The organism is Noviherbaspirillum sp. Root189 (assembly GCF_001428545.1).
Classification (GTDB): Bacteria; Pseudomonadota; Gammaproteobacteria; order Burkholderiales; family Burkholderiaceae_D; genus Noviherbaspirillum.
The window spans coordinates 77,555-100,896 of record NZ_LMHZ01000001.1 but is presented as its reverse complement, the minus strand read 5'-3'; the positions used below and the strand labels follow the sequence as shown (position 1 = coordinate 100,896).

At 59.6% G+C, this 23,342-nt stretch carries 24 protein-coding genes; 5 read left to right on the top strand and 19 right to left on the bottom strand.

Annotated features, from left to right (window positions below; genetic code table 11):
• Window position 1 precedes the first annotated feature (1 nt).
• Entirely contained in the window at window positions 2-583 is a 582-nt protein-coding gene (locus tag ASE07_RS00485) for a hypoxanthine-guanine phosphoribosyltransferase (protein ID WP_057288834.1), read from the bottom strand.
• Window positions 584-739: 156 nt separating this feature from the next.
• On the opposite strand from ASE07_RS00485, the gene ASE07_RS00480 reads away from it, so the two are divergent.
• Together ASE07_RS00480 and ASE07_RS00475 are read left to right on the top strand one after the other, a co-directional pair.
• The gene (locus ASE07_RS00480) at window positions 740-1,042 is read left to right on the top strand and encodes a DUF1330 domain-containing protein (RefSeq protein ID WP_156396312.1); all 303 of its coding nucleotides are present in this window, start codon (window positions 740-742) and stop codon (window positions 1,040-1,042) included.
• A gap of 107 nt (window positions 1,043-1,149) precedes the next feature.
• Window positions 1,150-1,407: a hypothetical protein gene (locus tag ASE07_RS00475; protein WP_156396311.1), complete on the top strand. Its 258-nt coding sequence runs from the start codon at window positions 1,150-1,152 to the stop codon at window positions 1,405-1,407.
• 75 nt (window positions 1,408-1,482) lie between these two features.
• Here the strand turns inward: ASE07_RS00475 and ASE07_RS00470 are convergent, their stop codons facing one another.
• The 7 genes from ASE07_RS00470 to ASE07_RS00440 form a co-directional block, all read right to left on the bottom strand.
• The gene (locus ASE07_RS00470; RefSeq protein ID WP_057288831.1) at window positions 1,483-2,730 is read right to left on the bottom strand and encodes a phenylacetate--CoA ligase family protein; all 1,248 of its coding nucleotides are present in this window, start codon (window positions 2,728-2,730) and stop codon (window positions 1,483-1,485) included.
• Window positions 2,731-2,801: 71 nt separating this feature from the next.
• Window positions 2,802-3,650 carry an ABC transporter ATP-binding protein gene (locus tag ASE07_RS00465; protein WP_057288830.1) on the bottom strand — a complete coding sequence of 283 codons (849 nt, stop codon included), beginning with the start codon at window positions 3,648-3,650 and terminating at the stop codon, window positions 2,802-2,804.
• Window positions 3,651-3,737: 87 nt separating this feature from the next.
• Window positions 3,738-5,057, bottom strand: coding sequence for an ABC transporter substrate-binding protein (locus ASE07_RS00460; RefSeq protein WP_057288829.1), 1,320 nt, complete (start codon window positions 5,055-5,057; stop codon window positions 3,738-3,740).
• A gap of 61 nt (window positions 5,058-5,118) precedes the next feature.
• Window positions 5,119-6,183 (bottom strand): branched-chain amino acid ABC transporter permease, encoded by a 1,065-nt coding sequence (locus ASE07_RS00455; RefSeq protein WP_057288828.1) that lies wholly within the window; start codon window positions 6,181-6,183, stop codon window positions 5,119-5,121.
• 98 nt (window positions 6,184-6,281) lie between these two features.
• Window positions 6,282-7,211 (bottom strand): branched-chain amino acid ABC transporter permease, encoded by a 930-nt coding sequence (locus ASE07_RS00450; RefSeq protein WP_057288827.1) that lies wholly within the window; start codon window positions 7,209-7,211, stop codon window positions 6,282-6,284.
• Between the two features lie 61 nt (window positions 7,212-7,272).
• A complete protein-coding gene (locus ASE07_RS00445) occupies window positions 7,273-8,061 on the bottom strand; it encodes an ABC transporter ATP-binding protein (protein ID WP_057288826.1) in 789 nt (262 codons plus the stop codon).
• 4 nt (window positions 8,062-8,065) lie between these two features.
• Window positions 8,066-10,033, bottom strand: coding sequence for an AMP-binding protein (locus tag ASE07_RS00440; protein ID WP_057288825.1), 1,968 nt, complete (start codon window positions 10,031-10,033; stop codon window positions 8,066-8,068).
• A 258-nt stretch (window positions 10,034-10,291) separates the two neighbouring features.
• On the opposite strand from ASE07_RS00440, the gene ASE07_RS00435 reads away from it, so the two are divergent.
• On the top strand, window positions 10,292-10,978 hold the full coding sequence (locus tag ASE07_RS00435) for a Crp/Fnr family transcriptional regulator (protein ID WP_235548295.1): 687 nt from the start codon (window positions 10,292-10,294) through the stop codon (window positions 10,976-10,978).
• Between the two features lie 65 nt (window positions 10,979-11,043).
• Window positions 11,044-11,787, top strand: a complete 744-nt coding sequence (locus tag ASE07_RS00430; RefSeq protein ID WP_057289054.1) for an MgtC/SapB family protein — start codon at window positions 11,044-11,046, stop codon at window positions 11,785-11,787.
• Between the two features lie 196 nt (window positions 11,788-11,983).
• Here ASE07_RS00430 and ASE07_RS00425 read toward each other — a convergent pair whose 3' ends face one another.
• Window positions 11,984-12,583, bottom strand: a complete 600-nt coding sequence (locus ASE07_RS00425) for a type 1 glutamine amidotransferase domain-containing protein (protein WP_057288823.1) — start codon at window positions 12,581-12,583, stop codon at window positions 11,984-11,986.
• A gap of 331 nt (window positions 12,584-12,914) precedes the next feature.
• On the opposite strand from ASE07_RS00425, the gene ASE07_RS00420 reads away from it, so the two are divergent.
• Window positions 12,915-13,319: a hypothetical protein gene (locus tag ASE07_RS00420; RefSeq protein WP_057288822.1), complete on the top strand. Its 405-nt coding sequence runs from the start codon at window positions 12,915-12,917 to the stop codon at window positions 13,317-13,319.
• A 44-nt stretch (window positions 13,320-13,363) separates the two neighbouring features.
• On the opposite strand, the gene ASE07_RS00415 is transcribed toward ASE07_RS00420, so the two are convergent.
• The 10 genes from ASE07_RS00415 to ASE07_RS00370 form a co-directional block, all read right to left on the bottom strand.
• Complete coding sequence (locus ASE07_RS00415; RefSeq protein ID WP_057288821.1) at window positions 13,364-14,167, bottom strand: substrate-binding domain-containing protein; 804 nt, start codon at window positions 14,165-14,167, stop codon at window positions 13,364-13,366.
• A gap of 35 nt (window positions 14,168-14,202) precedes the next feature.
• Window positions 14,203-14,877, bottom strand: coding sequence for an energy-coupling factor ABC transporter ATP-binding protein (locus tag ASE07_RS00410; RefSeq protein ID WP_057288820.1), 675 nt, complete (start codon window positions 14,875-14,877; stop codon window positions 14,203-14,205).
• On the bottom strand, window positions 14,874-15,581 hold the full coding sequence (locus ASE07_RS00405; protein WP_057288819.1) for an ABC transporter permease: 708 nt from the start codon (window positions 15,579-15,581) through the stop codon (window positions 14,874-14,876). Before ASE07_RS00405 ends, ASE07_RS00410 begins: the two co-directional genes overlap by 4 nt.
• 180 nt (window positions 15,582-15,761) lie before the next feature.
• Window positions 15,762-16,664, bottom strand: coding sequence for a DMT family transporter (locus tag ASE07_RS00400; RefSeq protein ID WP_057288818.1), 903 nt, complete (start codon window positions 16,662-16,664; stop codon window positions 15,762-15,764).
• A 67-nt stretch (window positions 16,665-16,731) separates the two neighbouring features.
• Entirely contained in the window at window positions 16,732-17,574 is an 843-nt protein-coding gene (locus ASE07_RS00395; protein ID WP_057288817.1) for a formate dehydrogenase accessory sulfurtransferase FdhD, read from the bottom strand.
• 52 nt (window positions 17,575-17,626) lie between these two features.
• Complete coding sequence (locus ASE07_RS00390) at window positions 17,627-18,091, bottom strand: hypothetical protein (protein WP_200960853.1); 465 nt, start codon at window positions 18,089-18,091, stop codon at window positions 17,627-17,629.
• A 40-nt stretch (window positions 18,092-18,131) separates the two neighbouring features.
• The gene (locus tag ASE07_RS00385) at window positions 18,132-19,292 is read right to left on the bottom strand and encodes a formate dehydrogenase subunit gamma (protein ID WP_057289053.1); all 1,161 of its coding nucleotides are present in this window, start codon (window positions 19,290-19,292) and stop codon (window positions 18,132-18,134) included.
• 208 nt (window positions 19,293-19,500) lie between these two features.
• Window positions 19,501-19,737: a hypothetical protein gene (locus tag ASE07_RS00380; RefSeq protein ID WP_156396310.1), complete on the bottom strand. Its 237-nt coding sequence runs from the start codon at window positions 19,735-19,737 to the stop codon at window positions 19,501-19,503.
• Entirely contained in the window at window positions 19,734-20,360 is a 627-nt protein-coding gene (fdh3B, locus tag ASE07_RS00375; RefSeq protein WP_057288816.1) for a formate dehydrogenase FDH3 subunit beta, read from the bottom strand. The genes ASE07_RS00380 and fdh3B overlap by 4 nt, the downstream gene beginning before the upstream one ends.
• Window positions 20,361-20,372: 12 nt before the next feature.
• Window positions 20,373-23,333: a formate dehydrogenase subunit alpha gene (locus tag ASE07_RS00370; RefSeq protein WP_057288815.1), complete on the bottom strand. Its 2,961-nt coding sequence runs from the start codon at window positions 23,331-23,333 to the stop codon at window positions 20,373-20,375.
• Window positions 23,334-23,342 lie beyond the last annotated feature (9 nt).

Sequence of the window (23,342 nt, the reverse complement as noted above, 5' to 3'; positions counted from 1 at the left end):
CTTACCCGCCCGTCTTGATTGCCCAGATACTCGGGAGGTTACGCCAGTAACCATAGGCATCCATCCCGTAACCCACCACAAACTTGTTCGGCAGCGTCAGGCCGATATAGTCCGCCGTCACCGGCTTGCTCTTGCCGATATTCTTGTCGGCGAACACCGCCAGCACGACTTCCGCCGCACCCATTTCCAGCAGGCGCTCCTTCACATGCGCCAGCGTTTCGCCTTCGTCCAGAATGTCATCCAGCACGATGACCGTGCGATCCTGTACGTTGGAACGCGGAATCACTTTCCACTCGATCTTGCCGCCCTGGTCCTTGCTGCCATAGCGGGTCACGTGCATGTAGTCGAATTCCAGCGGAAACTTCAGCCGCGTCAGCAACTGGCCGCAAAACACCACCGCGCCCCCCATGACGCCAAGCACGAGCGGGAAGGGAGCGCCTTCATTGTTGTCGAAGCGATCATTCAGCTTCGCGGCGACATCATCGACCGCGCGCTGGACGGCTGCATCGTCAAAAATCAGTTCGGCGTCATTGAGGAGCGCGCGGGCTTTGTCACGGTGAAATTCGGAATCGATATAGGTCATGGCACGGGGCCTCACATCAAAAGATAAACGGGTACTGCATGCAGCCAGTCATCATGCTAACGCATGACCTTGGCGGGCGGCCATCATATGACGCCGGCACGCATGTGGCAAGATAATGGCAAGCTGTAAACTTCAATACATGCAATGGAGAAAATAGTGAAAAAAGCCTACGTTGTCGCGGAAATCAACGTAACCAACCCCGCAGATTATGAAGGATACCGGGCCTTGTCGACCGAGGCCGTCAAGCAGTATGGCGGGCAGTTCCTGGTGCGTGGCGGCCAGCGCGACCAGCGCGAGGGCGAGGACGCAACCCACAATGCCGGCTGGCGCACCGTGATTGTCGAATTCCCTTCGCTGGAACAGGCGCAGCGCTGGTACAAGTCCCCGGAGTATCAGAAAGCAATGGTAATCCGCCAAACCAATTCGGTTGGCCGCCTGTTCATCGTCGAAGGTGCCTGAACGCAAGCTTGATCCCTGGCAGGTCAGCGGACGTTTATGCCATCGTGCGGGAATCTTTCCTGCGGATTCGCCTCGAACAGAATGACATTCTTTCATGTGAGGGAGCGATGAAGACCACCTTGAAGCAGCACCAGGTAACCACCCAACGACCTTACCGGGACGGTTCGACGCCACGGATGCCGCACGAGCGCGATGAATCGAATGACAACTACGACGATAATGTGCGCGACGATATGAAGCAGGCTTATGAGGACTTGCAGAACGGCCAGGTCGATACCGACTTGCGTGAGACCGGTGGCGTTGATGAAGTGGTCAACGACCGGCCCGGTCACTCGCCGGACAAGGTCGTGAAAAAACCATTTTGATGTCGCCTTGATGCGTTGATGCCTTGACACCAAGGCATCAACGCAGGACCGGCAGGGTGCATCGCACCCGCCGCCTCATTGATATTTGCGTGCGTCCTCGATGACCTTGCCGTCGTTCGGCAAGCTGCCACGCGCCACCAGTTGCACATCACCGCGCAACTTGGTGACATCCCTTATGGTCTCGACGACCTCGGACGCCGCCAGCGTTGCCGGATCGTCCACTTCGCATTGCAATGTCATCACATCATTGGCCATCTCGCCGGACACCACCAGCCGCGCGCGTCCGATCTGCGGATGCCGCCTGACGATTTCCGCTACCTGCGACGGATGCACGAACATCGCCCTGACCTTGGTGGTTTGATCGGCCCGCCCCATCCAGCCCTTGATGCGCACATTGGTGCGGCCACAGGGCGACACACCTGGCAGTACCGCCGACATATCACCGACACTGAAACGGACCAGTGGATAATCGGGATTGAAAGAGGTGATGACCACTTCGCCGACTTCGCCGTCCGCAACCGGGTCGCCGGTGCCGGGACGCACGATTTCCAGGATCAGGTCTTCATCGACCACCATGCCGGGATTCACCTGGCCGTCGGTCTCGGTTTCATAGGCAATGCTGCCGATATCGGCCGAGCCGTAGACCTGCAATACATGCGGCACGCCGTTGTCCTGCAGCCATTTGCGCAGCGACGGCGGCAGTGCCTCGGCGCTGACCAGCGCGCGCTGCACACTGCTGAAATCCGCGCCCATTTCCTGCGCCTTTTCGATGATGAGCTTGAGGAAGGAAGGCGTGCCCGCGTACGCATCCGGACGCAGGCTGGCAATCGCCTGCACCTGCATCTCGGTCTGGCCGACGCCCGCCGGAATGACTGCGCATCCCAGCCTGGCCGCGCCGCCTTCGACCATGAAGGCCGCCGGCGTGAAATGATAGGAAAAACAATTTTGAATGAGTTGTCCGGCGCGCAGGCCGAGCGCCGCCATCGGACGGCCGAAGCGCCACCAATCCTGACTTTGCCCTTCCGGATCGAAGATCGGTCCCGGCGACATGAAGACATGCCGCATGCCGGCGGGCGCGGTACTGGTCAGCCCGCCAAAGGGCGCGTCCTGTTGCTGCAATTCCTTCAGCTCGGATTTGCGCGTCACCGGCAATTGCGCGAGAGCCTGGCGTGAGCAAATATCGGCCGCATTCACGCCGGAAAGAATCCTGCCCCAGCCCGGCGCGGCTTGCGCGCGCGCCACGAGTTGCGGCAATTGGTGCATCAGGCTGCGTTCGCGTTCCTGTGGGTCGCGCGTTTCAAGAGTATCAAGAATGTGGGACATCGCTTGGCTGCCGGTTCGATGGATAAATGATGGTAAGAAGTAGGGCTTGGGCCTTATGCCACTGATCCGCGTTATGCCAGCCAGCGCTTGCGACGCTTGTAGCTCTTCACGTCCTTGAAGCTCTTTCGCTCCTCGCCGCCGACGCCGAGGTAAAACTCCTTGACGTCTTCATTGCTAGCGAGGTCGCGCGCTGCGCCGTCCATGACGATGCGTCCGCTTTCCATGATGTAGCCGTAGTCTGCGTACTTGAGCGCCATGTTGGTGTTCTGCTCGGCCAGCAGGAAGGTGACTTTTTCTTTCTTGTTCAGGTCTTGCACGATATCGAATACTTCTTCGACAATGCGCGGCGCCAGGCCCATCGACGGTTCGTCGAGCAGCACCATGCGCGGACTGGTCATCAGCGCGCGGCCGATCGCGCACATCTGCTGTTCGCCGCCGGAGGTGTAGGCGGCCTGCGAGGTGCGGCGCGTTTTCAGACGCGGAAAATAGGTGTACACCTTGTCCAGGTTCGCCGAGATTTCACCCTTGTTCTTCAGCGTGTAGGCGCCGGTCAGCAGGTTCTCTTCGATGGTCAGGTGGGCAAAGCAATGGCGGCCTTCCATCACCTGCACCACGCCACGCTGCACGAGCTGCGCGGGCGACAGGTTTTCGATGCGCTCGCCGCGCAACTGGATCATGCCCTTGGTCACTTCGCCGCGTTCACCGTGCAACAGGTTGGACACCGCGCGCAGCGTCGTGGTCTTGCCCGCGCCATTGCCGCCGAGCAGTGCAACGATGCGGCCTTCCGGCACTTGCAGCGAGACGCCCTTGAGCACCAGGATCACGTGGTTATAGATGACTTCAATGCCATTGACTTCCAGCAGGTTGGCGGCTTGCGCCGGAGCGCTCACAGGCGCGGAGGACAGCACGGCGGACGGCATAGGATTTCCTTCTTGCGTTTCGTTTGACCGGTGAGGCAGCTGTCCCGGCTGCACGATAAAAGGTGCGTAGCCGGGACAGTAAAAACATCAGCAGCTACGCGGCTTGATGTTCTTTTCCTTCGAGTACTTGTCGGCGTACTCTTTGACCAACGGGTCGATCATGGTCTTGTCGGCCTGGTACCAGTCGGAAGTGATCTTCCACTTGGCGCCGTCCCACTGCACGATGCGCGCCCAGTCGGCACCCATGTGATTGGCGCAGGAAGTTTGCACCGGACGCATGATTTCGCCAAAGCCCAAGGCCTTCAGGCGGTCCGCGCTCAGGTTCAGGTTTTCAAAGCCCCAGCGTACCTGCTCCGGTGTCAGCGGCTTGCCCTTACCGTATTTTTCCTGTGCGGTACGGATCGCTTCGACCTGCATCATCGAGATCATCATGCCGCGTGTATGCGCCAGCGTGCCGACTTCGCTGCCATCGCCTGCGGTGCCCTGACCCTTGTCGTACACAAACTTCTTCAGGTCCTCATGCACCTTGTCGCGTGCTGCGCTGTTGTGGATGGTGATCGCGTTATAGCCCTTGGCACCGTCGCCGATATCCTTGACATCATGATCGGAGCCAGCCCACCAGATCGCGTACATCTTGTCGCGCGGATAACCGGTTGCCTGCGCTTCGCGAATCGCCGCCGGTGTCATCACGCCCGCGCTCCAGAACAGCACATAGTCGGGACGCTGCTGGCGGATCTGCAGCCAAGTCGACTTCTGCTCGACGCCGGGCGGCGTGACCGGGAACAGCGACAGCGTGAAACCATCTTTTGCCGCACGCTTCTGCAGCAGCGGGATTGGTTCCTTGCCATATGGCGAGTCGTGATAGACCAGCGCAATCTTCTTGCCCTTCAGATTGCCTTTCTCTTTTTTCAAGATGTCCTGGATCATCACGTCGGCGGCGGTCCAGTACGTGCCGAGCAGCGGGAAGTTCCATTCGAACACGCTGCCGTCGCTCGACTGCGACAGGCCATAACCGAGTGTCTCGATCGGCATCTTGTCGCTATAGGCTTTGTCGGTCAGCGCAAAGGTGATGCCAGTCGACTGCGGGTCAAAGCCGGAAGCGCCGGTACCGCGACCTTTCAGGCGCTCGTAGCATTCGACGCCCTTGGCGGCGTCATAGGCGGTCTCGCATTCTTCGTACGTCAGCTTGACGCCGTTGACACCGCCATCACGGGCATTGATCAGTTTCAGGTAATCCTGCTTGCCGTCGGCCCAGGGAATGCCCAGTGGCGCGAATTGGCCAGTGCGGTACACCAGCAGAGGGATGAACTGCTCGGCCGATTGTGCGTACGCCAGCGGCGCCGCGGTCAGTGCCGAGAAGCCGGCTGCCGCAACGGCGGCGGTAGCAGCAATGGTCTTCAACATCATTTTTGTCTCCTTGTTGTAAACGCACCCGTGGTGCGAGATGAAAACGTTAGCCGGGTTCGGATCAATGCGGGAACGGCCAGACCCGCAGTTTTTGCCGCGCGGTGAGCCACAGCCGAGCCAGGCCATGCGGCTCCACGATCAGGAAAAACACAATCAACGCGCCAAAAATCATGTGTTCCAGATGTGATGCGGTCGCTGTCGACAGGGGCAGGCCCAGCCAGTGCGGTACCTGGTTCAGGAACAGTGGCAGCAGCACCATGAAGGCTGCACCGAAGAAGCTGCCGACGATCGAACCCAGTCCGCCGATGATGACCATGAACAGCAGCTGGAAAGATTTTTCGATATTGAATGCCGACGGTTCCCATGCGCCCAGGTGGATGAAGCCCCACAGCGCGCCGGCAACACCGACGATGAAGGAACTCACCGCAAAGGCCGACAGCTTGGCAAACACCGGACGAATGCCGATCACCGATGCGGCCACGTCCATGTCGCGGATCGCCATCCATTCGCGCCCGATTGCGCTGCGCACCAGGTTCTTGGCCAGCAGCCCGATCACCAGCACCAGCGTCAGGCAAAACAGGTATTTCGACACCGGGGTATCAAGCGTGAAACCGGCGATCTGCAGAGTGCCGACGCTGACCGAACCGGAGGAAGAATTATTGGTCACCCAGGGCACGCGGTTGGTGAACCAGTCAATGAAGAATTGCGCGGCCAGTGTCGCCACTGCAAGGTACAGCCCGCGGATGCGCAGGCTGGGCGTGCCGAATATCACGCCGATGACGGTGGCGCACAGGCCGCCGCCGATCAGTGACAACAGGAGTGGCATGCCTGGAAAGCGTGCATGAAAATTGAATGCGGCGTAGGCGCCGACCGCCATGAACGCGCCGGTACCGAGCGAGATTTGTCCGCAGTAACCCACCAGGATATTGAGTCCGATGGCCGCCAGCGACAGGATCAGGAAGGGAATGAAGATGGCGCGGAATGCATAATCGCTGGCCAGTCCCGGCAGGACGATGAAGGCGACCGCCAGCAACAGGCCCATCGCGATGCGGTCCTGCGAGATCGGGAAAATCTGCTGGTCGAGGCGATACGTGGTTTTGAACTGGCCGTTTTCGCGATAAAACATGATGCTTGTCTCCAATGCGTCCGTGGTTCCGGCGCGGGTTGTTTCTTGCTGTTTTTTCGTGTTTCCTGCTGGTGCTTGCTACACCCGACTACCCCCGGCTACACCCGGTCGATGATCTTGTCGCCGAACAATCCCTGCGGCCGAACCAGCAGGAAGCCGAGTGCCAGCACATAGGCAAACCAGTTTTCGATGCCGCCGCCGAGGAAAGGCCCAAGATAAATTTCAGACAATTTTTCGCCCGCGCCGATGATCAGTCCGCCGATGATCGCGCCCGGCACCGAAGTCAGTCCGCCGAGAATCACCACTGGCAATGCTTTCAATGCCACCTGCGAAATCGAGAACTGCACACCCAGTTTGGAGCCCCAGATAATGCCGGCCACCAGGGCCACGATACCGCCCACCGACCAGACAATGACCCAGATGCGCGACAGCGGGATGCCGATCGATTGCGCTGCCTGGTGATCGTCGGCGACGGCGCGCAATGCACGCCCAGTCGCGGTCTTCTGGAAAAAGATCGACAGCGCGGCCACCAGCGTCGCGGCGATCAGTGCCGCATACAAGTCTTCCTTGCTCAGCAGCAGGCCGCCTTCGAAGGTGTTTTCCATCACCATCATCGGCTCCTTCGGCATGCCGACATCGATCTTGTAGGTCGCGCTGCCAAACAGCAGTTGTCCGGCGCCATCCAGGAAATAACCGATGCCCAGCGTCGCCATCAGCAAGGCGATCGGTTCCTGGTTGACCAGCTTGCGCAGGGCCAGCCGTTCGATCAGCCATGCCACGCAAATCATCAGTGCGATCGAGGCGACCAGCGCCAGGGCATTGGACAGGAACTTGTTGCTCAGCCCCAGCCAGGCGGGAATCCATTCGGCAAACCGCGCCATCGCCAGCGCGGCGAACAGCACCATCGCGCCTTGCGCAAAATTGAACACGCCGGATGCCTTGAAAATCAGCACGAAGCCCAGCGCCACCAGCGCGTACAGCATGCCGGCCATCAGGCCGCCAAAAACCGTTTCAATAAAAAATCCCATGATGCTTTTCCTTGTTCGCGGATGAGTGCGTGACGTGAGTGTTCTACGCGGTTTGCATCAATCAATGCGCCGTGCCGAGGTAGGCAGAAATCACGTCGTCGTTCTTGCGTACTTCGTCGGGGGTGCCGTCGCCGATCTTCTTGCCGTAATCCAGCACCACGACCCGGTCCGAAATATCCATCACCACACCCATGTCATGCTCGATCAGCACGATGGTGGTGCCGAACTGGTCATTGACGTCGAGAATGAAGCGGCACATGTCCTGTTTTTCTTCGACGTTCATGCCGGCCATCGGCTCGTCCAATAGCAGGATCGACGGTTCGGCGGCCAGCGCACGACCCAGTTCGACGCGTTTCTGCAAGCCATAGGGCAGGCGGCTCACCGGCGTCTTGCGGATGTGCTGGATTTCCAGGAAATCGATAATTTCTTCGACCACCTTGCGGTGTGCAATCTCTTCACGCTGCGCTGGTCCCCAGTACAAGGCCTGCATCAGGAAGTTGGTTTGCATCTTCAGGTTGCGACCGGTCATGATGTTGTCGAGCACGGTCATGCCCTTGAACAGCGCAATGTTCTGAAAGGTCCGGGCGATGCCGCTCTTGGCCGCCGCATAGGTGTTCATGTCGCGGCGTTGCTGGCCGCGATAGGTGATCACGCCTTCCTGCGGACGATAGACGCCGTTGATCACGTTGAGCATCGAACTCTTGCCGGCGCCATTGGGGCCGATGATGGAACGGATCTCATGCTCACGCACGTCGAAGGAAATATTGGTCAGCGCCTTCACACCGCCGAACGACAGCGATATGTTTTGCAGGTCCAGGATCACATCGCCGATGTTGCGATTGCTGTTCATGTGCTTACGCTGCCTTTTTCAATGACGAAAATGTCTTCACATCGACGATGCGCAGATCGGCGGCCACCATGCCGGTGCGGCCATCTTCGAACTTGACCTGGGTCTCGATATATTGCGAGGTCCGGCCGCTGTACAGTGCATCAATCAGCACCTTGTATTTTTCGCCCACGAAACGGCGTCGCACCTTGCGCGTGCGGGTCAGTTCTTCATCGTCGGCATCGAGTTCCTTGTGCAGGACCAGGAAGCGATGAATCTGTGTGCCCGACATCATGGCTTCGCTGGCGAGATCGGCGTTGACCTTTTCCACGCACTCGGCGATCAGGTCGTAGGTTTCATGTTTGCTGGCCAGATCGGTATAGCCCGAATACGCAATACCGCGTCGTTCGGCCCAGTTGCCGACTGCGTCGAGATCGATGTTGATGAACGCGCACACCATGTCGCGCTGGTTGCCAAAGGCGACTGCTTCCTTGATGAAGGGGAAAAACTTCAGTTTGTTTTCGATATAGTTGGGCGCGAAGATGTCGCCGCTATTCATACGGCCCACGTCCGCAGCACGGTCGATGATTTTCAGGTGGCCGTCTTCATCGAAGATACCGGCGTCGCCGGTATGGAAGTAGCCATCGCTGTCGATGACTTCGGCGGTGGCATCCGGCCGCTTGTAGTACTCCTTGAGCATCGCATCCGATTTCACCAGCACTTCGCCGTTCGGCGCGAGCTTTACTTCCACGCCCGGCGCAGGCAGGCCGACGCTGTCGAACTTGATGTTGCCATCCGGCTGCAGGCAGACATACGCGCAGGTTTCGGTCGCGCCGTACAGTTGCTTGAGATTGACGCCGATGCAACGATAGAAACGGAACAGGTCAGGGCCAATCGCCGCACCCGCCGTATAGGCGATGCGCACACGCGACAGGCCAAGTACGTTCTTCAGCGGCCCGTAGACCAGCAGATTGCCGATGCCGTAATTGATGCGGTCCGTCAACCCGACTGGCTTGCCGTCGAGGATATCGGCGCCGACCCGGCGCGCGACTTCCATGTAGTGATGGAAAATCTTTCGCTTGATCGCGCCCGCATCTTCCATGCGGATCATGACGGTGGTCAGCATGTTTTCAAAGATGCGCGGCGGCGCAAAATAATAGGTCGGGCCGATTTCGCGCATGTCGGTCATCACGGTATTGCCCGATTCGGGGCAATTGACGGTGAAGCCGGCCACCAGCGCCTGCGCAAACGAGAACAGGTGGTCGCCGCACCATGCCATCGGCAGGTAGGAGAGGATGTCTTCATCGCCGGTGAGCTTGTCGAATTCAATGCCGCCGATTGCCGCCGACATGAACGCATGGTGGGTCTGACAGACGCCTTTCGGCTTGCCGGTCGTACCCGAGGTGTACAGCATCACCGCGGTATCCGTATGGCGGCCGGCGTTGACTTCCTGCATGAAAAATTCCGGATGCGCGCGATCGAATTCGCGGCCCAGCTGCTGCACCTTTTCAAAGGAACTCAGCTCGGGCCGGACGTAGTGCCGCATGCCGCGGTCGTCGTCAAAAATGATATGCGAAATAAGCGAACTGCGCCGCTCCAGGCTTTGCTTGATTTCGTACAGCTTGTCAACCTGCTCCTGGTCTTCCACCACGGCGAAGTCGATTTCCGCGTCGTCGAGCACGAACATCATGTCCGCCGCCGGCGCATCCTGGTACAGCGGCACCGCAACGCCGCCGAGGCACTGCGCGGCCAGCATGGACCAGTACAAACGCGGACGGTTGTCGCCGATGATCGCCAGGTTCATGCCGCGTTTAAACCCCATGGCAGCCAAGCCACAGGCGAGTGCGCGCACTTCATCGGCTACCTGCGACCAGTTCCAGGTCTGCCAGATGCCGAGGTCTTTTTCTCGAAAGGCTGGTTTGCTGGCACGTTTTTGCGCGTGCTGCAGCAGGATGCGGGGGAAAGTGTGTCCGCCCGACTTGCTTGTCTCTTCCATCGTCCCGCTCTCTTATAACAGGTGTGCCGTCATGAAGGATCGAATGCGGAGCGCCGGCCATTTGTCCGTTTGGCTGGTCAGGCGATGCAAGCCCACCGGTCCACCCTGTGCGCAGCTATATCCGCACGGTGGAAGTCGGCTTACAATGTCTCCGTTGTTTTCTTTGTTGTCAGCATACTAGACAGCGAAGCCGCTGTGCGCTGTCATTTGACTGACAATCCTGATCAAAATAAAAAACTATCGTTGATGCATCGCACCATGACCGTAGAAAAACGCACGCTGGAGCAGGCCTTGCGCGAGACCATCTGGGCTCGCCAGCTCAGCCCGGAACAAATGGCGCGCGTGGAGGCCGATACCGTCGAGCAGTTTGTGCCGAAAGGCGGTTACGTCTGCCGCAAGGGTGAAAAGGTCGATGCCTGGCTGGGGGTGATCGACGGGCTGGTCAAGATGAACAATCTTTCGCCCGAAGGTAAATCCATCACCTTTACCGGCCTGTCCAACGGCAGCTGGTTCGGCGAGGGAACGGTGCTCAAGGGCGAGGTGCGCAAGTACGACGTTACCGCCTTGCGCGACAGTCGGATCGCGCGCATGCCGGCCTCTACCTTTAATTGGCTGCTCGACAATAGTTTGCCGTTCACCCGCTTCCTGTTGATGCAGCTCAACGAAAGGCTAGGCCAGTTCATCGGCATGGTGGAGGTCGACCGGCTACTCGACGTCGACACACGTGTCGCACGCTGCCTCGCCGAAATGTTCAATGCCCATCTGTATCCCGGGGCTAATCCATTGCTGCAGATTTCCCAGGAAGAAATCGGCTATCTGTCCGGTGCCTCGCGCCAGCGCGCGAACCAGGCATTGCAGGTGCTCGAAAAGGAAGGCTTGCTGAAAGTCGATTACGGCGGCATACAAATCCTCGATCTGGACGGCTTGCGCCGCTTCCGCGCCTGATGCTCTGATACGCTTGCTGCGCCCAGTCGACTCACAAGGATTTCATGAATAGTTTTCTCGCCGACCTGCCATCGCTCGAATTGCTGGCAGCGTTCTGGTCGGGACCGGTGGTTGCCACCAACCTGATCGTTTTCTTCAGCCTGTTCGGCGCCTTGCTGCTTGGCCTGCTAGTTGGCTACGAGCGATCGTATCGCGGCCGTGCCGCCGGCATGCGCACCTATGGGCTGGTCTGCATGGGCTCGGCCGCACTCACCGTCATCGCAGGCTATCCGAATGACTGGTACGGCGGACAGGTCATGGTGGGATTGGGCGCGGATCCGACCCGCATCGTACAAGGCATCGTCACCGGCATCGGCTTCCTCGGCGCCGGTGTCATCATGAAGGAGGGCCGCAATATCAGCGGCCTGACCACGGCGGCATCGATCTGGGCGACGTCCGTGATCGGCGTGCTGGTGGGCGTCGGGTTCTATCTGTCGGCGATGCTGCTGGCCTTCATGTCAGCATTCTGCATGATCGGTGTGCCACGCCTGGCAAGCCGGCTGCCGACACGTCAGGCGATCGCGATTGTGATGCGCTTCAAGAAAGGTGCTGCACCCAGTGAACAGAAGTTGCGCGAAGCAGCGATGAATCGTGGATATGAAATTGCTGGCGGTTCAATTTCCATTGCCATGCAGAATGGAAAAATCGAATGGCATTTCGTTGCGGTGGCATACAGCAGGAGCAGCGGTGCGCCGATCAGCGTGCTGGCGCGCGATATGTCACAGGTGGAAGGCCTGGAGAGTTTCCATCTTTCGCATGCAAGGAATTGATTGGATCGAGGGGGAAATGAAGCGATATAGTTGGCAAGCTCCTTCCCCCTTTTAGGGGGAAGGTTGGGATGGGGGTGTGAACGTCGGTCAACTCTTGCGATTGATCGACCGCACTACCCCCTCCCTAACCCTCCCCCTGCAAGGGGGAGGGAACCTGACAGGGCTCTCAGTAGGTCTCCCTAGCTGGAATGCAAGGTCAACTACTCGCCAGTCCCACCGCATGTTCATCCGGCGTACCACGCAGATGCGCGCGCATCCTGTCGGAAATGACTTCCACCATCTTGTCGTTGAACGCCGGAATGTCTTCCGGGGTGCGGCTACTGATCAGATTGCTGTCAACCACCACTTCCTGATCGACCCAGTTGCCGCCTGCGCTGCGGATATCCTGTTCCAGTGCAGGGAAACTGGTCAAGGTCCGTCCCTCCACCATGCCGGCCGACACCAGCAGCCACGCACCATGGCAAATCACGGCGATGGGCTTGTGGTCTTCTTCCATGTTTTGCACGAAACGCTGGGCTTCGCCCATATTGCGCAGTGCTGCAGCATTCACTTTTCCGCCTGGCAGCAACACCGCATCGAAAGCTTTTGCATCGGCTTCACGCAGCAGCAGGTCGACCGTAAATTCATCACCTGGCTGGTCGTGATGCATGCCCTTTACCTTGTCAAACTTGTCGGACACGATCCGGGTCAGTGCCCCGGCGGCTTCCAGTGCCTTTTTCGGTTCCGTCAGTTCTACTTGCTCGAAGCCATCGGTGACGAGGATGGCGACGTTCATTCCGTTCAATAGCGGATCCATCTCATTTCTCCTGAACCAAAATCAGGTGGAGTAACGGCTTCCGAAAAAGTTCGGCAAAGCACACCGCGCACTGCGCCTGCACAGCAGACTTGCAAATAATTCCTCAGTGACTGAACCGGTGGCGACCTGTCCGTTTCTTCACCTAGGCTGGATTGCTGCTGTGCATGGCTAGTGCGCCGCGCTACGGAGAAAATTTGATTTTGCTCGTCCTGAAGCAAGGAATGTCGAACCGGAAGTAAAAAACTTAGTCAAAAATTAACGAATCCGGTCCTCGCTAACCGAATCATTCCGAGCGCTGATGCCGGTCAACCCGCTTTGCACGGAGCTCATCATGATCCTTTATCGCCATCTCTTGCTTGCCGGCGCAGCACTTGCACTGATTGCCGGTTGCCAGAAAACACCCGAACCGAAAACCTCTGCCATTACTGGCCCGAGTACTGCGGCCAATACGTCGACCAATGCATCGGCCAATACGTCTGCCAATACCGGTGCGGCGGAAAACCCCGGCAAATCGGTCGCCTTGCCGCCCAACCAGATGCCCGCTTCCGATGCGGCGATACCACCAAAAGTCGCGAACGCGCCCAACAGTGGCGACGCCAATACGCCGACCCAGGCCAATCCCGCAGCGTTAAGCAAGGGGCAGGAGCAGAACTCGCTGCCGCATTCAGGGCAGGTGAATAATCACTCTACGCCCGATACCACCGGCCCCGCCAGCAGCGTCGGCGAGAAAAAATAGTGGACGAGGCGGAGTGGCCAGAGTGACAATTCGCTCCGCTTTCCTTACCGCCCGGCCGAAGGAAAGAACAATTGCTGTCCCTCCACCCGGAAGTCGGCAATGCGTTGCTGACCGGCGTCTGACGTGATCCACTCGATCAGCTGCATTGCTCCCTTGTAGTTGGCGTCTTTGTGGCGCGCGGGGTTGACCGCGATGATGCCGTAGGGATTGAACATCTTCCGGTCGCCCTCGACGTCGATGGCAAGGCCGGTTTTAGCGCGGTAGGCAACATAGGTGGCGCGGTCGGTCAGCGTGTACCCCTGCAGTTCGGCCGCCATGTTCAGCACTTCGCCCATGCCCAGACCGGCGGACACGTACGCACTGCCGGTCGGCTTGGCGCCGATTTCGTTCCAATAAGCTTTTTCCATCTGGTCGGTGCCGGAATTGTCGCCGCGCGAAATGAAGCGCGCCCCCGACGAGACAATTTTCTTGAGTGCCGCGTGGACATCGCGCATGCCCTTGATCCCCGCCGGGTCCGAGGTGGGACCGACCAGGATGAAATCGTTGTACATCACGTCGCGTCGATTGACGCCATGCCCTTCGGCGACGAACTTGTCCTCGGAAGGACGCGCATGGACCAGGGTCACATCGACGTCGCCATTTTTCGCCAGTTCCAGCGCCTTGCCGGTACCGACCGAAATGACTTGTACCTTGAGCCCGGACTTTTGTTCAAACGCCGGCAGCATGAATTTGAGCAGGCCGGAATTCTCGGTGCTGGTTGTCGTGGAAAGTTTCAATACCTGCTGCGCCATCGTCAAAGGCGCGACAAGCAGCAGGGTCGAAAGCAAGGCGGCGATACGGATGCGCATGGTGTCGGACTCCTATTAAAAAATGATTCGCCCCGCTAGGCGACACGGATGCGCTGCTGTCTCGCCTGCAGCCGTCCATCTCTCAGTTTCAGTCGCTGCACGCCGGACAGCGCAATCAGATCGCGGTCATGGCAGGCCATGATGACGCTGCTGCCACTGGCAGTCAGCGATGGGATCAGTGCAATCACCTGTTCGCGCGCTGCGCCGTCAAGGTTGGCGGTCGGCTCGTCGAGCAACAGCAGCTTCGGCGCCAGCACCTTGGCGCGGGCCAGCGCGATGCGCTGTTTTTCGCCGCCAGACAGCACGGTTGGCTTGCTGTCGCGCAGGTGACCGACGCCGGCCCACTGCATCGCTTCCTCGACACGACGTGCGACCTCCGGTTTCGGCACGCCGCGCGATACCAACCCGTATCCGATGTTGTCTGCCACGCTGGTCGAAAACATTACCGGATGCTGGTGCACATAGACAATGGCTTCACGCATGTCGCGGGGATAGGGCGCCAACCGGACTTCGCTGTCGAGAAAAGTCACACGTGCCGCGTCCGCCGGCTCCAGTCCCGCGAGCACACGCAGCAGTGTGCTCTTGCCTGCGCCGTTGAGACCTGTCAGTACATAGGCCGTCGCCTGCCGGATCTGCAGTTGCTCGATATTGAATAGCTGGCGCTCGCCAAAGCGCTTGGAGAGCTGATGCAACGTGAGCAGTGAAGTCATGTCGCGCCCCTTGCTGCATGTGCATCACCTTGCAACAACACCAACGCCGCATTGATCAGCAGCGCGATGGCGACCAGCACCATGCCGAGCGCGATGCCTTGTGCAAATTCACCCTTGCTGGTCTGCAAGGCGATGGCGGTGGTAATGGTTCGCGTGTCGCCTTCGATATTCCCGCCGACCATGATCGCGCAGCCGACTTCCGAGATCACCCGGCCGAAGCCGCTGATGATGGCTGCCATCACGCCAAAGCGTACTTCATACAACACGGTACGCATCACGCGCCAGGGCGATGCACCAAGTGTGACGGCGGTTTCCGCCAGCCGGTTGTCCGCGGCCTGCACGGCAGCCAGCGTGAACGCCGTCATGACCGGCAAGGCAATCAGCATTTGTCCGGCGATGATGCCCGACTGCGAAAACAGCCAGCGGAAATCGCCCAGCGGGCCCTGGCGCGACAGCATCAGGTAGAGCAGCAAGCCGATCAGCACGGTAGGCAGCGACAAGGAGGTCTGCACCAGCCAGATGGCCACCCGTCGCCCCGCAAACGTACGTGCGGCGATCAGGTAACCGAAGATGACGGAGGCCGGCGTGGCCAGCAGCAAGGCGAGGACGGTCGTCTTGAGTGATACCCAGATGACTTGCCATAGCTCCGCATTCCCGGACAGGAGCAGGGCAAAAGCGTCACGGATGGCGTCAAGCAGATGCATAAGATAGGACTATCAGGCCGGGCGGCGAATGGGGGCGGTGTCCACAGGATGAACGCCAATCCCAACCCCCTAACGCCTGAAATATAAGAATTGGTATAAGTTTGCCAGAGATCGGCGCATTGCAATGCCTGAAAATGCCGGCCTCGGTTGCCGGTCGGTTGCCACTCAGTTTCCATAGGCTCACGCCCTTCTTGCCGCTGTACCTGATGCAACCGGTGTACCCGAGACCAGCGCCACGCCGGCACAGGTGACCGCAATGCCGATCACGCTCAGCCAGGTCGGCACCACGCCAAACATGGCCCATTCCAGCAATACTGCCACGACAGGCGTCAGAAAAAACAGGCTGGTCACCTTGGCAGCATGGCCGCGGCGCATCAGGGTGTGCAGCGCATTCACGGCAAGGATGGAGGCAAAAATCACCAGCAACACCACCGACCATAGCAACGGCCAGCTCCAGCGGATCACAAAGCCTTCGACCGACCAGGCGAGCGGTGCCAGCACCAGCAAGGACAGTACGAACTGGATGAAAGCCGAACTGCGCAAGTCGGCCGTCCTACAGAAACTGCGCTGGTACAGCGTGCCGCAGGTAATCGCCACCAGCGATACGCTCACCGCCAACAGGCTTGCCGCACCCCCTGCATTGAAGTTGATCTTGTGCCAGACCACCAGTGCGACACCGGCCAGGCCGAGCAGTACGCCCAGCCATTGCTGTGGCTTGAGGTGCTCGCCCATGAGTAAATGCGCAATAGCCGCGGTAAATAGCGGCTGCGTCGCCAGCATCAATGCAGTGATGCCTGCGGACATGCCGAGGTATTGCGCATAATGGCTGCCGCTGAGGTTGATCGCATGCATCATCAGGCCTGCGATGCAGATATGCAAAAACTCACGCGGACTGGATGGCCATGATGGCCGCGACAGCAGCACCCAGGGAATCAGGCACAGCACGCCAAAGCCATAACGTAATGAGAGAAAAGTGAAAGGCGCCGCGTATTGCAGGCCGGTCTTGCTGGCGAGGTAGCCTGAACCCCAGACGATGACAAAAAACCAGGCCAGCAGGCTATCGAGGCGTTGCGTAGATGGCATTAAATCGACGTCCGCGCCTTCGCTTCAATATCGCCCGCCGGCAGCGAATACGGCAAAAGCACTGGCATCAAGCGACCCGCAGCACGTCGGCCAGATGCGTTTCCATGATCAGGCGATCGCGTCCGGTCAGGGCCAGGAAATGCTTGCCGGTGCAACGCGCCAGCAAGGTCATGCCCAGGCGTTCGGCCACCATATGTCCCATCTGCGTGGTCCCAGAGCGGGACAGCAGGAAGGGAATGCCCATCTGCGCGCCCTTGATCACCATCTCGGAAGTCAGCCGTCCGGTCGTGTAAAACACCTTGTCGCCGCCGCCGATATCGTCGAGCCACATGCGGCCGGCAATCGAATCGACCGCGTTGTGGCGTCCGACATCCTCGACGAAATACAGCATCTCGCCGTCGGAAGAAAACAGTGCGCAGCCGTGCACCGAGCCGGCCTGTTTGTAAATCGATTGCTGGGTACGGATGGTATCGACGATCTTGTAGAGCGTCGACTGGCGCAGCCTTGCGTCGGCAGGCAGGGAAATCTTGTCGACTTCATCCATCAGGCCGCCGAATACCGACCCCTGGCCGCAGCCGGTGGTGACCACCTTTTTCGAGGTGCGCTCTTCGATGTCGGCAATGCCGGTAAAGGTTTTGACGGCGACCGCATCGACTTCCCAATCGACCGTGACCGATTCGATATCTTCGATCGACTTGACTAGGCGCTGGTTGCGCAGATAGCCGAGCGTTAATGCTTCCGGCGCGCTGCCCAGCGTCATCAGCGTCACCAGCTCGCGCTTGTCGACATAGACGGTCAGCGGCCGTTCGGAGGGAATCGAAATGGTGGACAACCTGCCGCGTTCATCCATCACCTCGACTTCCTGCGTGAGAGGGGCGGCGGCATTGGTCAGGTGAGGACGGCGTGGCATGCTTCGGACTTTTCTGCTGCGAACAGCAACGAGTGTATCAGCGAATCCGCTCTTACTTCTTGGCAGGCTCGGCGGGCGTTGCGCTGGAATTCGCGTTTGCGGCTGCGGCTGCATTGGCATTGGAATTTGCATTTGCATTCGCCGGAGCAACACTTGCCTGCGGGCTTGCAGGCTTGCCCGCAGGCGCGGCGGCTGCGGCTGTAGTGCCTCCGGCTGCGGAGCCCGGTGCAGGGGCAGGCGCTGCACCGGCCGTCGTCGGTACATAAGGTCCAGGATCGGTGCATGGCGGGGTTTCCACGGTCGGCTTCTTCGCCCCTTCCTTGCTCTTCAGATATTGCGTAGCGACCTTGTCCTGTACCAGGCAAAGTTTGTAGCTGGCGACCTTGTCGCTCCAGGCGGTCTTGTCCTTGGCGGCATCGGCCGCCGCCTTGGCTTCAGGCGTTGGCGGTGGCAGTTTCGCCTGCACGGCGGAAGCGCCGCAAGCCAGTACGATCAACAGGGCTAAGCTTTTTTTCATGATGTCCTCTCTTGCCTTCCTTCAGACCAGACTTTTGACTTCAGGCTTTTGACGGCCTGGCCGGCAACACATTGGCCGGTCTCTCCTGGGTACGTACACGCGGAATTTCGCCGCTTTCGACCTGCTGGTACCACAATTCATGGTGTTCCCTGGCCCAGGTATCGTCAACGTAGCCAGTGCGCATCGCGGTGTACGCGCCTTCCATGCCGATGGTACCGAGGTAGATGTGTCCGAACGACATCGCAACGAACAGCACTGCGGCGATCAGGTGAATGATGTTGGCGATCTGCATGGTGCCGCGCGTGTAGAGGATGCCGGGCACCAGCATGTTGAGCACAAAGCCGGACGCACTGACGATCAGGCCAAGCGCCACGACGCCGCCCCAGAACCAGAGTTTTTCGCCGGCATTGAAGCGACCGGCACTGACATGCTCCTTGCCGACCATGCCGCCCAGCCGCGCCAGCCATTTGCCATCGCCGCGCTGCGGAAAGTTGTCCTTCACGTAGATGACGAACATCACGATCAGCGACAACGAGAACAAGGGGCCGACAAAGTTATGGATATTCTTGCAGGCATAGGCAAGCCAGCTAAATAGTGTGTGGCCGAATACCGGCATCAATATGTATTTGCCGAACAGAAGGATCAGTCCCGACAGCGCCAGCGTCAGGAAGGTGATCGCCACGGTCCAGTGCGAGATCCGTTCAAGCGAAGTAAAGCGCTCGATCAGGCGGCCAGTGCGTCCTTCCTTGAGTTTGACCTGGCCCTTGACGAAGTAGATGACCGCCAGGACCACGATGGCGAGCACCAATAGCCAGCCGCCGAACGAGGTCAGCGGGCCGTTACGGTATTGTCGCCATGCTTCGCCGGCGGTCACCGCCCGGTCCTGGCCAAGAAATTGTGCCTTGGGCTGAATCAGCACGCCCATTTCCGCACCGGGAAGGCTGGAATAATTGTTCGTGCCTTCCTTGACGATGCGCCAGGTCGGCGCGTTGTTGCCAGGCTGGTCGCGCGTACGTTCGGCCTGGTTCTGTTTCAGAATGTCGATCGACTCGACGTTCGGCGCGGCTGCCGGTGCCGTGGCCGCAGGTGCGGAAGCGGGGGGCGGAGCCGGTTGGGCGGCGGGTGCCTTGGCGTCCTGGGCGAACGCGATACCGGCCGACAGCATCGTCGACAGGGTGAGGGCGGTAATCCATTTATTCATGATGTTTCCCTTCATGGGCGGCAATTCCACCGCTTACGGTTCCCTCCTCCTTGCAGGGGGAGGGCTAGGGTGGGGGTAGTGCGGTCGAGTTATCAACGGTGTTAGCTTGATCACCCAACCCCCATCCCAACCTTCCCCCTTGGAGGGGGAGGGAGCCTTCATGTTGCTCGACCGGACAGCAGCGGATTTTTTACCTGACGCTCAATGCTCAATTCACTTTCACATACTCATTCTGAGCCTGTCCGCGCGTGCGCAGCTGCGTTTCCCAGCTTTTCTGATCGCCGGGCGACCAGCCCTTTGCCAGATAGGCATTCTTCGCCCCTTGCCACGGCGCGACATCACTGCGGTTGGTCGTGTCCTTGCTCATGATCTGATCCTTTTCGCCGCAGCCCGCCAGCAAGGCTGCAGAACCAGCCAATCCTGCCAATATCAGTGCCAGTCTCATGATTTCTTCCCTTCCGGCTTGGCTTCCCCATTCGGGGCTTTGCCATAGGCGGTGCCCCAACCCCAGACTTCGCTGCCCTTGCCGCGACGCAGGACACGGTTCCGGAAGATGTCCGCCACCATATCGCCGTCGCCGCCAAGCAGCGCCTTGGTCGAGCACATTTCCGCGCAGGCCGGCAGCTTGCCCTCGGACAGACGGTTGCGGCCATACTTGTCGAACTCTGCCTTGGAGCCGTTTTCCTCCGGACCGCCGGCACAGAACGTGCACTTGTCCATCTTGCCACGCAGGCCGAATTCGCCGCTGGACGGGAATTGCGGTGCGCCGAACGGGCAGGCATACGAGCAGTAACCGCAGCCGATGCAGGTGTCCTTGTTGTGCAGGACCACACCTTCATCAGTGCGGTAGAAGCAGTCGACCGGGCAGACCGCCATGCAGGGCGCATCGGAACAATGCATGCAGGCCACCGACACCGATTTTTCCTGGCCGATCACGCCGTCATTGATGGTGACCACGCGCCGGCGGTTGACGCCCCACGGGACTTCATGCTCGTTCTTGCATGCAGTGACGCAGCTATTGCACTCGATGCAGCGCTCCGAGTCGCAGATAAATTTCATTCGTGCCATGTCGTTTCTCCGTCAGGCAGTAAAGCGTTCGATGTTGCAAATCGTGGTCTTGGTTTCCTGCATCATGGTCACCGAGTCGTAGCCGTACGTGGTCGCCGTATTCACCGCTTCACCGCGCACCACCGGCGCCGCGCCTTCCGGGTAATACTCGAGCATGTCCTTGCCTTGCCACCAGCCGGAGAAGTGGAAGGGAATGAACGCCGTGTCCGGACCGACGCGCGGCGTCACCAGCGCCTTGACCTTGAGACGGGCGCCGGTCGGTGTCGACACGATCACATACTCGCCGTTGCGAATGCCGCGGTCTGCCGCCGCCTTCGGATTGATCTCGACGAAGTTGTCCTGCTGCAGTTCGGCCAGCCAGGGGTTGGAGCGTGTCTCTTCGCCACCGCCTTCGTATTCGACCAGTCGTCCCGACGTAAGGATGATCGGGAATTTTTCGTAGAGCTTGGTCTCGACATTCTTTTGCTGCACCGACTTGTACAGCGTCGGCAGGCGCCAGAAACCCTTTTTGTCGTCGTGCGTCGGATACTTCGCCACCAGGTCGGCGCGTGTGCCGTACAGCGGCTCGCGATGCAGCGGTACGGGATCAGGGAAGTTCCACACGACCGCGCGTGCCTTCGCGTTGCCGAACGGGTGCACGCCATGCACCTTCATGCAGACGCGCTGGATGCCGCCGGACAGGTCGGTCTTCCAGTTCTTGCCTTCGGCCGCCTTCTTTTCGGCGTCGGTCAGGTCATCCCACCAGCCCAGCTTCTTCAGCAGCACATGGTCGAATTCCGGATAGCCGGTCGTGATATCGGAGCCGGCCGAATGCGAGCCATCCTCGGCCAGCAGGTTGACGCCTTCGCGCTCGACGCCGAAGTTGGCGCGGAAGCAGCCGCCGCCATCCATCAGATGCTGGTTGGTGTTGTACAGGATGTGGGTGCCCGGGTGCTTGAGTTCCGGCGTGCCGTAGCAGGGCCAGGGCAGGCCGAAGTAATCGCCGGTCATGTCGTAACCGGTCGCCGCGTCCTTGCCGGCCTTGCAGCGCAGGGTTTTCACATCGAACAGATGCATGTTGCGCATGTGCGCCTTCAGGCGCTCCGGCGACTGGCCTGTGTAGCCGATGGTCCAGGTGCCGCGATTGATTTCGCGCAGCATGTCTTCCGGTTCCGGCTCCATCATGCCGCCCTTGCCCGGCACCAGCTTGATCTTGGCCACCAGCTCCTTGCCGAAGCCGAGCTTTTCCGCCAGCTGATACATGATCATGTGGTCGGTGCGGGATTCGAACAGCGGCTCGATCACTTTCTCGCGCCACTGCAGCGAGCGGTTGGAAGCCGTCACCGAGCCGGACGTCTCGAACTGCGTGGCCGCAGGCAGCAGGTACACCGCACGATTGGGATTGAGTTCCTGGCCGTCAACCTTCATTGCCGCCATCGCTGCGGTAGCCGAGGGATAGGGATCGATCACCACCAGCAGGTCGAGCTTGTCGAGCGCCTTCTTCATGTCCAAACCGCGTGTCTGCGAATTCGGCGCATGGCCCCAGAACAGCATCGCCTTGACGTTGTTGTCCTGGTCGATCAGTTCATTCTTTTCCATCACCGCATCGACCCAGCGCGACACCGTGGTGCCGGACTTTTCCATCATCGCCTGCGACACGAACTGCTTCTTGATCCATTCATAATCGACGCCCCATACGGCCGCCCAATGCTTCCACGAGCCGGTCGCCAGGCCGTAATAGCCGGGCAGGGAGTCGGGATTGGGGCCGACGTCGGTGGCACCCTGTACGTTGTCATGGCCGCGGAAGATGTTGGCGCCGCCGCCGGCGACACCGACATTGCCCAGCGCCAATTGCACCAGGCAGGAAGCGCGCACCATCGCATTGCCGATCGAATGTTGGGTTTGGCCCATGCACCAGACAAGCGACGATGGGCGGTTTTTCGCCATGGTTTCTGCGGCCTTGAAGACTTCCGCTTCCGGTACGCCGCAGGCTTCTTCGACCTTGTCCGGCGTCCACTTCATCACTTCTTCTTTGACCTTCTCCATGCCGTAGACACGGTCATTGATGTACTGCTTGTCTTCCCAGCCATTCTTGAAGATGTGGTACAGCATGCCGTACAGGTAGGGAATGTCGGAACCGGAACGGATGCGGATGTACTGGTCGGCCTTTGCTGCGGTACGGGTAAAGCGGGGGTCGACCACGATCATCTTGGTGCCGGTTTCCTTCGCGTGCAGCATGTGCAGCATCGAGACCGGATGGGCTTCGGCAGCGTTGGAGCCGATATACATCACCGCCTTGGCGTTCTGCATATCGTTGTAGCTGTTCGTCATCGCACCGTAGCCCCAGGTATTGGCGACGCCGGCGACCGTGGTCGAGTGGCAGATGCGCGCCTGGTGGTCGGTGTTATTGGTGCCGAAGAAGGAGACGAACTTGCGCAGCAACGCGGATTGCTCGTTATTGTGCTTGGACGAGCCAACGAAAAACACCGAATCCGGACCCGATGCCTTGCGGATATCCAGCATCCTGGCGGAAATCTCGTTGAGCGCCTGGTCCCAGGTGATGCGTTGGTATTTGCCGTTGACCAGCTTCATCGGGTATTTGAGACGATACTCGCCGTGGCCGTGCTCGCGCAGCGCCGCACCCTTCGCGCAATGCGCGCCCAGGTTGATCGGTGAATCGAACACCGGCTCCTGCCGGACCCAGACACCGTTTTCGACGACCGCGTCGACCGCACAGCCGACCGAACAGTGGGTACAGACCGTACGCTTGACTTCGATCTTGCCGCCGGCTGCCTTGTCGCCGTCGGCCGCGCGGGCTTTCTGGATCAGGTTAAGCTGCGATGCAGCAATGCCTGCGCCGATGCCGATTCCCGAGCGCTTCAGGAAGGTGCGGCGGTCCATGGTCGGCAAGGCGCGCGACAGGCTTTCCGACAGACTGGACGTAAAACGATTGGGCGAGCGCTGGCCTGACTGGCCTTTGCGAGTCAACAGCATGATCGTCTC

What these genes read in the sequence shown, in the direction of transcription:
- ASE07_RS00485 (WP_057288834.1), bottom strand. Translation starts at nt 583, where the DNA reads ATGACCTATATCGATTCCGAATTTCACCGTGACAAAGCCCGCGCGCTC.
- ASE07_RS00475 (WP_156396311.1), top strand. Translation starts at nt 1,150, where the DNA reads ATGAAGACCACCTTGAAGCAGCACCAGGTAACCACCCAACGACCTTAC.
- ASE07_RS00470 (WP_057288831.1), bottom strand. Translation starts at nt 2,730, where the DNA reads ATGTCCCACATTCTTGATACTCTTGAAACGCGCGACCCACAGGAACGC.
- ASE07_RS00465 (WP_057288830.1), bottom strand. Translation starts at nt 3,650, where the DNA reads ATGCCGTCCGCCGTGCTGTCCTCCGCGCCTGTGAGCGCTCCGGCGCAA.
- ASE07_RS00460 (WP_057288829.1), bottom strand. Translation starts at nt 5,057, where the DNA reads ATGATGTTGAAGACCATTGCTGCTACCGCCGCCGTTGCGGCAGCCGGC.
- ASE07_RS00455 (WP_057288828.1), bottom strand. Translation starts at nt 6,183, where the DNA reads ATGTTTTATCGCGAAAACGGCCAGTTCAAAACCACGTATCGCCTCGAC.
- ASE07_RS00450 (WP_057288827.1), bottom strand. Translation starts at nt 7,211, where the DNA reads ATGGGATTTTTTATTGAAACGGTTTTTGGCGGCCTGATGGCCGGCATG.
- ASE07_RS00445 (WP_057288826.1), bottom strand. Translation starts at nt 8,061, where the DNA reads ATGAACAGCAATCGCAACATCGGCGATGTGATCCTGGACCTGCAAAAC.
- ASE07_RS00440 (WP_057288825.1), bottom strand. Translation starts at nt 10,033, where the DNA reads ATGGAAGAGACAAGCAAGTCGGGCGGACACACTTTCCCCCGCATCCTG.
- ASE07_RS00435 (WP_235548295.1), top strand. Translation starts at nt 10,292, where the DNA reads ATGACCGTAGAAAAACGCACGCTGGAGCAGGCCTTGCGCGAGACCATC.
- ASE07_RS00425 (WP_057288823.1), bottom strand. Translation starts at nt 12,583, where the DNA reads ATGGATCCGCTATTGAACGGAATGAACGTCGCCATCCTCGTCACCGAT.
- ASE07_RS00420 (WP_057288822.1), top strand. Translation starts at nt 12,915, where the DNA reads ATGATCCTTTATCGCCATCTCTTGCTTGCCGGCGCAGCACTTGCACTG.
- ASE07_RS00415 (WP_057288821.1), bottom strand. Translation starts at nt 14,167, where the DNA reads ATGCGCATCCGTATCGCCGCCTTGCTTTCGACCCTGCTGCTTGTCGCG.
- ASE07_RS00410 (WP_057288820.1), bottom strand. Translation starts at nt 14,877, where the DNA reads ATGACTTCACTGCTCACGTTGCATCAGCTCTCCAAGCGCTTTGGCGAG.
- ASE07_RS00405 (WP_057288819.1), bottom strand. Translation starts at nt 15,581, where the DNA reads ATGCATCTGCTTGACGCCATCCGTGACGCTTTTGCCCTGCTCCTGTCC.
- ASE07_RS00400 (WP_057288818.1), bottom strand. Translation starts at nt 16,664, where the DNA reads ATGCCATCTACGCAACGCCTCGATAGCCTGCTGGCCTGGTTTTTTGTC.
- ASE07_RS00395 (WP_057288817.1), bottom strand. Translation starts at nt 17,574, where the DNA reads ATGCCACGCCGTCCTCACCTGACCAATGCCGCCGCCCCTCTCACGCAG.
- ASE07_RS00390 (WP_200960853.1), bottom strand. Translation starts at nt 18,091, where the DNA reads ATGAAAAAAAGCTTAGCCCTGTTGATCGTACTGGCTTGCGGCGCTTCC.
- ASE07_RS00385 (WP_057289053.1), bottom strand. Translation starts at nt 19,292, where the DNA reads ATGAATAAATGGATTACCGCCCTCACCCTGTCGACGATGCTGTCGGCC.
- ASE07_RS00380 (WP_156396310.1), bottom strand. Translation starts at nt 19,737, where the DNA reads ATGAGACTGGCACTGATATTGGCAGGATTGGCTGGTTCTGCAGCCTTG.
- fdh3B (WP_057288816.1), bottom strand. Translation starts at nt 20,360, where the DNA reads ATGGCACGAATGAAATTTATCTGCGACTCGGAGCGCTGCATCGAGTGC.
- ASE07_RS00370 (WP_057288815.1), bottom strand. Translation starts at nt 23,333, where the DNA reads ATGCTGTTGACTCGCAAAGGCCAGTCAGGCCAGCGCTCGCCCAATCGT.